This is a genomic window from Streptomyces sp. CC224B, assembly GCF_030010595.1.
Lineage (GTDB): Bacteria > Actinomycetota > Actinomycetes > Streptomycetales > Streptomycetaceae > Streptomyces > Streptomyces longispororuber.
The window spans coordinates 21,292-29,438 of record NZ_JASCXL010000118.1; the positions used below are offsets into that span (position 1 = coordinate 21,292).

7 protein-coding genes are annotated in these 8,147 nt (G+C 75.4%); 2 read left to right on the forward strand and 5 right to left on the reverse strand.

From position 1 onward, the window contains the following. Positions 1-56: 56 nt before the first annotated feature. The 4 genes from QK440_RS33580 to QK440_RS33595 form a co-directional block, all read right to left on the reverse strand. Positions 57-509, reverse strand: coding sequence for a DoxX family protein (locus QK440_RS33580; protein WP_282797030.1), 453 nt, complete (start codon positions 507-509; stop codon positions 57-59). After that, positions 506-2,578, reverse strand: coding sequence for an FAD/NAD(P)-binding protein (locus QK440_RS33585; RefSeq protein WP_282797031.1), 2,073 nt, complete (start codon positions 2,576-2,578; stop codon positions 506-508). Before QK440_RS33585 ends, QK440_RS33580 begins: the two co-directional genes overlap by 4 nt. A gap of 303 nt (positions 2,579-2,881) precedes the next feature. Then, entirely contained in the window at positions 2,882-4,567 is a 1,686-nt protein-coding gene (locus QK440_RS33590; RefSeq protein WP_282797032.1) for an alkaline phosphatase D family protein, read from the reverse strand. Between the two features lie 141 nt (positions 4,568-4,708). Continuing rightward, complete coding sequence (locus QK440_RS33595; protein ID WP_282797033.1) at positions 4,709-5,356, reverse strand: HNH endonuclease family protein; 648 nt, start codon at positions 5,354-5,356, stop codon at positions 4,709-4,711. A 447-nt stretch (positions 5,357-5,803) separates the two neighbouring features. Here QK440_RS33595 and QK440_RS33600 point away from each other — a divergent pair, with 447 nt between their 5' ends. Then, positions 5,804-6,382, forward strand: coding sequence for a TMEM165/GDT1 family protein (locus tag QK440_RS33600; protein WP_282797034.1), 579 nt, complete (start codon positions 5,804-5,806; stop codon positions 6,380-6,382). Positions 6,383-6,595: 213 nt separating this feature from the next. Then, positions 6,596-7,255, forward strand: coding sequence for an HAD family hydrolase (locus tag QK440_RS33605; protein WP_282797035.1), 660 nt, complete (start codon positions 6,596-6,598; stop codon positions 7,253-7,255). Between the two features lie 214 nt (positions 7,256-7,469). On the opposite strand, the gene QK440_RS33610 is transcribed toward QK440_RS33605, so the two are convergent. Next, on the reverse strand, positions 7,470-8,147 hold a 678-nt coding region (locus QK440_RS33610; protein WP_282797036.1), incomplete at its 5' end, for a peptidoglycan-binding domain-containing protein.

Genomic DNA, 8,147 nt, shown 5'->3' on the forward strand with positions numbered 1-8,147 from the left:
TGGCCGTACCGGAGGACCGGTGCGGCCAGGGGGCACGCGTGTCACGGGCGGCGCGGTCAGGCCGCGACGGTGGCGCGCTCGGAGTCCGCGGGCTTCTGCTCGCCGCGCGCGGAGGCGATGACGCGGTCCAGGCCGAACGCCCCCGAGCCGGTGAAGACCAGGAGCAGCAGCGCCCAGCAGAACATGGCCGAGGCCTCGCCGCCGTTCTCCATCGGCCACAGCGCCTCGGGCTGGTGGACCTTGAAGTAGGCGTACGCCATCGAGCCCGACGAGACGAACGCCGCGGCCCGGGTGCCGAGGCCGAGCATGACCAGGGCCCCGCCGACGAGCTGGATGACGGCCGCGTACCAGCCCGGCCAGGTGCCCGCGTCGACGGTGGCGCCGTTGCCGTCCATGCCGCCGAACGCCCCGAAGAGGGAGGACGCGCCGTGGCAGAAGAAGAGCAGGCCGATGACGATGCGGAAGAGGCCGAGGGCGTAGGGCTGGGCGCTGTTCAGCCGCTCAGTCATGGTGGGGGACTCCTTCGGTCGGGTTCGGTTGGGGACGGGAACCGATCGAGGCCCAAGATTAGGTTTGCCTCAGCAGTACTTGCAACTTCAACATCTGAGTGTTTGATGAGAATCCCCTGTATTCGGCCGTCCCGTGCGCCCCTGGCCGCACCGTTTCCGGCCGGAACGCCGTCTCCCGCGCCCCTGGCCGCGCGGGCTCCGCCCGGAACCGCCGTCCGCAGCGCGGCCCGCGCCACCGCGTCGGCGTCCGCCAGCGTCACCGAGTCGACGCCCGGCCGCGCCCCGGCCGCCGTCACCCAGTGCACGCCCTCCGTCGGCACCCCGAACGCGAACCGCCGGGGGTGGACCCGGCCGCGGCGGTCGCGCAGCCGGTAGGGGCGCGGCGTCACGTCGAGCCCGCCCGTCTCGTAGCCGTCGACGCGGTGCGGGCGGCACTGCCCGGTCCGCAGCAGGTCCGCGAGGAGCGGGTCCTCGGTACGCCGTACGTCCGGCTCCGGAAGGCGCGCCTCCACGAGCGTGGTCACCCGCACCCGGGAGCCCGGCACGTCCGGTGACCACGCGTGGAACGCCCCGCCCTCGGCCCGTACGCCGAGGCGCGGTCCGAGCACCTCGACCACGCCCGCCTCGACGAGCGCCGTCAGCTCCTCGACGCGGCGGCGGGGCGGCCCGATGGACAGGTAGGCGTTGAGCGGGGTGTACCAGCCGTCGAGGTGGTCGCGGCGCGAGCGGCCCGCGAGCCCGCCGTGGTCCACGGCGAGCCGCAGCTCGTTGCGCAGGTCCCGCAGCACGTCCAGGGCGGCCTTCAGCGGGCCGGCGACATTGCCGAGCGCGGCCTCGGCCGCGTCCCGGCGCAGATGGTCCAGGAGCCAGGCGCGGAAGTCGCCGGGCGAGCCGAAGACCCGCCCCTCGTACGGGTGCGCGAGGCGGTGCCAGGACCAGCGCTCGGCCTCCGGTATCCCGTACGCGGTCAGGAGCGCGGCCTCCTCGGGGTGCCCGTGGGGGACGTCGAGGAAGCGGGCGCGGAACGTCCGTGCCCGCGCGGGTGTGCCGCGGGCGCCCAGCAGCGCCGTGTAGTGGACCGTCTCCACCTCCTTCGCCACCAGCGGCCAGATCTCGGCCAGGAAGTCCGGCGCGTCCCCGCTGTCCGCGCGCTTGCGGAAGCGGGCGATCACCTCGGGGGTGAGCAGGGCGGGGCGGTGCCGCCCGTAGGGGCCCTTGGCGTTGTCGCCGCGCGCCTGGTACGGCACGCCGCGCCGGGACCCGGCGTACAGGCGCGGCTCGGCGCCCGAGGGGAGGTAGCGCAGGGTGCCGCCCGGCGCCCGGACGAAGCGGCCGCCGCGGCCCTCGGTCAGGAGCGCCAGGTGGTCGAAGAAGTTCAGGCCGAGGCCGCGCAGCAGCACCGGCTCGCCGGGGGCGAGGCCGGTGAGGTCGACGTCGGCCGGGTTGGCGGGCGGCACGTGGCGCAGGCCGTGGCGGGCGGCGTACGCCGACAGGTCCGCGAGGGAGCGGCCGGGCGCGGTGGGCAGATGGCCCTGGGCCAGCACGACGGCCGAAAGCCCGGTCAGGCGGCGGGAGTTGTCGAGGTCGATGCTCTGGAGGCCGCCGTCCGCGTCGGCCAGGCGCACCGCGCGGGCCGCGTGCGTGACGACGCGGACCGTGCCGGGGGCGGCGCGGACGGTCCGGGCGAACACCCACTCCAGATAGCGGCCGTAGTCGGCGCGCGTCGGGTAGTCGTCCGGACCCAGGCCCGGTACGTGTCCCCGCGCCGCCCACGCGTACAGGCTCGGCCCCGGCCGGATCGGGCCCGAGCAGTCGACGCTGTCGTCGGTGAACAGGGTGACCTGCGAGGCCACGGTGTTCATCAGGAGCTCGGGCGGCTGGGTGGTGCGCCAGACCCGGCCGGGGCCCGGGGGCGCGGGGTCGACCACGTGGATCGTCAGAAGCCCGCCCGGCCCGAGGAGTTCGGTGGCGGACGCGCAGAGGCGCTCCAGGACGCTGGTGCCGCGGGGCCCCGCGCCGACGACGGCTATCGCGGGGGTGGGGGGTGCGGCGGGTGCGGCGAGGGACAAGCGGAGGCTCCCTTGGCGGTCGGGGTGCGTGGGGGAAGCGGACGGTCCGCATCATGCCTGGCGGGGCCCCGCCGCCCCGCCGCTTTCCCGAAACTGGGGGCCTGCCCCGGGCCCGGACTGTCGGGCCCCAGGCCCCGGACCGCCGGACCCCGGGCCCCGGACCGCCGGACCCCGGGCCCCACGCCTTGGGCCCCACGCCTTGGGCCCCAGGCCCCGGGCCCGACCTCGGCCCTCGGTGCCCCGGACCCCACGCCCGGGACCTCAGGCCCCAGGCCCCGACCCGCCGGTGCCCCGCGCCGTGCCCTACGGGCCGCTCCCGCCCGAGCCCGAGGAGAGCTCCCGCGACGCGACGGTCTCCAGGCCCCCGCCGCGCCGGGCCTGTTCGAGCACCAGCGCGGCCTCGCGGCCCCGCAGCGTCAGCGTCATCAGCTGGTTGCCGAACCAGGGGCCGCCCGTCTTGCGCCAGGTGATCCCGGCGGGCGCGAGCCTGCCGTGGCGGGTGAAGAGGCGGCTCAGGGCGCGGCCCGCGCGGCTCCAGCCGAAGCGGAAGCCGACCCGGATCGAGGCGGGGATGGAGTTGTGCACCGGCGAGCAGGTGAGCTGGAGCACGCGCGCGTCCGGGCCGCGGCCGTCGGGCCAGGCGGGCTCGGCGACGTAGGCGTGGTGGACGTCCCCGGACAGGACGGAGATCGTGGCCGGGGCTCCGGCGCCCGTGCCCGCCTCTGCGACCAGGGCGGACAGCGCGTCGAACGACGCCGGGAAGGCCGACCAGTGCTCCAGGTCCGCGCGCCGCCGCAGCCTCTCGCCGAACCGGGCCCAGCGGGCGCCGCGCTCGCCCCGGCACAGCGCGGCGTTCCAGCCCTCCGCGGCGTGCACGAGGTGCGGGAGCAGCCACGGCAGGGAGGTGCCGATCAACAGATGGTCGCAGTCGCCGTCCAGGGCCTGGGCGCGCAGCCAGCGCGCGTTCTCGGGGTCGAGCATCGCGCGCCGGTCCTCGGCGAGGACGCGCGCGGCACGGGTGTCGACCATGAGCAGCCGCACCCGGCCGAAGTCGCGCCGGTAGCTCCAGCGGACGGCCGCGGGCTCCGCGTCGGCGCGGGCGGCGAAGGCGCGCAGCGCGTCGGTCCCGTCGGGCGTCGCGCGCACGGCGGCGTACAGCTCGTCGCGCTCGAGCTCGGCGGGCGGGACGTTGCCCAGGTGCTGGTACACCCAGTACGACATCAGGCCGCTGAGGACCCGCTCGCGCCACCAGGGTGTGGCCCGCATCTCCGCCAGCCAGGAGGCGCTGGTGTTCCAGTCGTCGATGACGTCGTGGTCGTCGAAGACCATGCAGCTCGGCACGGTGGAGAGCAGCCAGCGCACCTCGGGGTCGAGCCAGGACTCGTAGTAGAGGTGGGTGTACTCGGCGTAGTCCGCCACCTGGTCGCCGGGGGGCTCGGACAGGTCGCGGCGGGCGGCGAGCCAGCGGCGGGTGGGCTCGGAGACCTCGTCCGCGTACACCTGGTCGCCCAGGAGCAGCAGCACGTCGGGGCGCGGCGCGGCGGGGTCGGCGGCGATGCGGGCGGCGAGGGTGTCGAGCGCGTCCGGACCGATGGGGTCATCCCCGCCCGGGCGGAGCCGGGAACCCGGGGAGGGGTCGTGCTCCTCGGCGGGCGGCGCGGCCCACCGGCAGGAGCCGAAGGTGACCCGGAGGGTGTCCGGTTCCTCCGGCGGCGTGCGGATGGTGCTCGGCGGGTACGGCGACCCGGGCAGCGGCCAGACGCCGCCGCCGTCGAGGGTCACCTCGTACGCCGTCTCCGTGCCCGGGGTCAGGCCGGTGACCGGCACGAGCGCGTAGTGGTGCCCGGCGACCTGGAAGGTGCGGGCCGCGCCCGCGGCGCCGTCCGCGCACCGCACCTCGGCCGTGCAGGGGCGGTCGGCCTCGACCCACACGGTCGCGGTCCGCCCGTCGGCGTATCTCAGCAGTGGGCCCAGGAGCAGCCGTGCCACACGATCACCCTCCTCCGTCGCCCCGTACGGTACGGAACGACGGAGGCGGGCGGGACGGTTCCGCGCAACCGGCGGGGAAGAGACGGTTCCACGCGACCGGCGGGGGAGAGGCGGTCCCACGCGACCGGCGGGGAAGAGGCGTCAGCAGCCGTTCAGGACGGAGGCGAGCTTGCTCTTCTCGGCCGGGTCGACGCCCAGGCCGTAGTGCTGCTTCACGTCCACCCACATGCGCGCGTAGAAGCAGTGGTACGAGGCGACCGGCGGCATCCACTCGGCGGGGTCCTTGTCGCCCTTGGCCTGGTTGACGTTGTCGGTGACCGCGATGAGCTGCGGCTGGCCCAGGTCGTTGGCGAAGCCCTGGCGGCGGGCGGTGGTCCAGGAGCTGGCGCCGGACTTCCAGGCCTCCGAGAGCGGGACGACGTGGTCGATGTCGACGTCGGAGGCGGCGGACCAGGTGGCGTTGTCGTACGGCGACTTCCAGGTCCCGGAGACGGCGGCACAGCTCCCGTCCTGCTGGACGTTGCTGCCGTCGCGCTTGAGGACGGTCTCGCGGGTGTTGCAGGCGCCGGACACCGTCGACCAGTGGGGGAACTTCTCGCGGCTGTAGCCGTCGGAGGAGCCCTCGGCGCGGACGGTGAGCTGGCCCAGGTACGTACGGGCCGTCGCGGCGTCGACGGGGGCGGGCGGGGCGGCGTGGGCGGGGCTGCCGGACAGCAGGGTGGCGGCCGAGGCGAGGGCGGCGACGGCGGCCAGGGCCGCGCCACGGTGACGCGCGTAGCCAGACGACATGCGAACTCCCTTGCAGTGGGGGGACGTTGACCACTCGGGCGTGGCCAGGCTGGCCTCGTGGGGTGGCCGGAAGGTGTGCGCGCGGTGACAGGGTCGCGTCAATCAGGTGCCCGGGACAAGGGGTTCGGCGGTATGTCACGGCTTGTCGTGGAGAGGGGCATGGACCCTCCCGGGGGACGAAAGTCCCTGTTCAGGGGCAAGTCGGGATCACGTACGATGGGGAGTGCAGAAGGGGAGTAGCTCTTCGCCGGACCGTCGACACACTGCTCAGTGCGAACTGAGCCGGCGCCCGGAGGCACCACCGGACGGTGGGTGGCCAGCGAGACCTTCGGCAAGCAGTGCCCGCGTACACACCCGTGTGCGTCGCCGCGCGCTGCCGTGCCGAGGTGTCGTACGCGAAGGCTGCTGCGAAGCTCTCGGTGGGGCGGCCCGACCGATTGAGGAACCTTGATCAGCTTGAGTGTGACGGCGCTCGTCTTCGGCGTCGTCTTCCTTGCCGAACTGCCCGACAAGACGGCCCTCGCCGGGCTCGTGCTCGGCACCCGCTACCGCGCGAGCTACGTCTTCGCGGGCGTGGCCGCGGCCTTCACGGTGCACGTGGTGCTCGCCGTGGCGGCGGGCAGCGTCCTGACCCTCGCGCCGCAGCGGCTCGTGCACGCCCTGACCGGCGTGCTGTTCCTCGGCGGGGCCGCGATGCTGCTGATGAAGAAGGGCGACGACGGGGGCGAGGTCAGGGCGCCCAAGGACCAGAGCTTCTGGCGGGTCTCCGGGGCGGGCTTCATGCTCATCCTGGTCGCGGAGTTCGGTGACCTGACGCAGATCATGACGGCGAACCTGGCAGCCCGCTACGAGGACCCCCTGTCGGTCGGCGTCGGCGCCGTCCTCGCGCTCTGGGCGGTCGCCGGGCTCGGCATCGTGGGCGGCAAGGCCCTGATGAAGCGGGTGCCGCTGTCCCTCATCACGAAGATCGCGTCCCTGCTGATGCTGGGGCTCGGGGTGTGGAGCCTGTACGAGGCGCTGGCGTAGCCGCCGCGGCGCCGCGCCTCCCGGGTGCGGCCCGGACGTGCCCGCCCTGGGCGCGGTCGGCCGTACCCACCCCTCTGACCTGCATTGTTGCTGCATGCAGGCTTGTTTTGTACCGTGAACGAACAAAGTGGCTCCGCCCGTACTCCCTGACCGGCGGGCGGGGCCGCCTTGTCTCTCTCGCTGTGCGGGTCCCTTCGCTTTTGGAGTACGCCGATGACGGCCGTGACCGAACTGACCGCCCGAGCCCTCCTCCTGGACATGGACGGGACCCTCGTCAACTCGGACGCCGTCGTCGAGCGCTGCTGGCGCGACTGGGCGGCCCGCCACGGCCTGGACGGCGACGAGGTGATGAAGGTCGTGCACGGGCGCCAGGGGCACGCCTCCATGGCCCTGCTGCTGCCCGACCGGCCCATGGCGGAGAACCACGCGGAGAACCGCGAGATGCTCGCCCGTGAGACCGCCGACATGGACGGCGTCGTGCCCGTGCCCGGCGCCCCCGCGTTCCTCGCCTCCCTCGCCGGGCTCCCGCACGCCCTGGTGACCTCCGCCGACGTCGCCCTGTCCACCAACCGGATGGCCGCCGCGGGGCTGCCGATGCCCGACGTGCGGATCACCGCCGAGGACGTCGCGGCCAGCAAGCCGGACCCCGAGGGCTTCCTCAAGGGCGCGGCCGAACTCGGCTTCGCCCCCGCGGACTGCGTGGTCTTCGAGGACTCCGGGGCGGGCATCGAGGCGGGGCTGGCCGCGGGGATGCGGGTGGTCGGGGTCGGGAGCCGGGCCGCGGCGTACGGGCCGACCGTGTGCGTGGGCGACCTCACCGGGGTGAGGGTCGCCGCCGGGGCCGACGGAGGGCTGCGGCTCGTCTTCGGCTGACGGCTGTCTGTGGTTCCCGTTCAGCCCCCGCGCTCTCTGCCAGTCCCTCAGTCCCTGCGCTCTCTGTGCTTTTCCGGGGTTCTCCGTGCTGCCCTCCGGAGGCTTTCGGTTGCGCCGTCGGGGGGCGGTTCGTCGCGGTCCGCGGGTTGTGTGGGGCTGGGCGCGCAGTTCCCCGCGCCCCTTCGGCGCGCTGTCGTTCGGGGTGGTTTCCGGGTCAGGGGGTTGTCTCCGCCTCCAGGGTGCGGCGGGTCGTCGGGCCGTAGGTGCCGAGGGGGTCGTCCAGGATGCCGCGGGCCCACTGGTAGCGGGCGACGGCGTCGGCCACGGCCGCGGTGTAGACGCCGTCGGCCGGGCCCGCGTACACGGACAACCGGCGCAGCCGGGACTGGAGTTCGGCGACCTCCTCGCCGCGGTCGCCCAGGCGCAGCGTGCCCGGGGACGGCGTACGGGACGGTGACGGGAGCGCCGGGAGGTCCACCCGGCCGGTGGCGCGGGCCGTGGTCCGGGTCGGCGACGTGGCGGGCGCGTGCCGCGGCCGGGGCGTCGCCCACGCCGATGCCGACGGGGACCGCGACGCCGAGGGGGCCGGGCCCGGGCGGGCCGAGTGCGACGGCCGTACGGCACGCGGCGCGGGCCGCGGCACGCGCTCGGCCGACACCCGGGCGGCGGGTTCCTCCGGCGGCGGGTCGTCCGTGGTGGCCGTCGTGTCCGGCAGGGCCCGCTCGGAGCCGCCGCCGTCGCGCTCCCAGAACATCCCGGTGGCGAACACCGCCGCCGACGCCACGAGCGCCCCCGCCCCCGCGAACAAGCCGGTGCGGCCCCGCCGCGGCGCCCTCCGGGACCGCCTGCCCGGGGGCGCGGCGGGCCGCGGGGCCGCGGGCCGGGGCCCCGC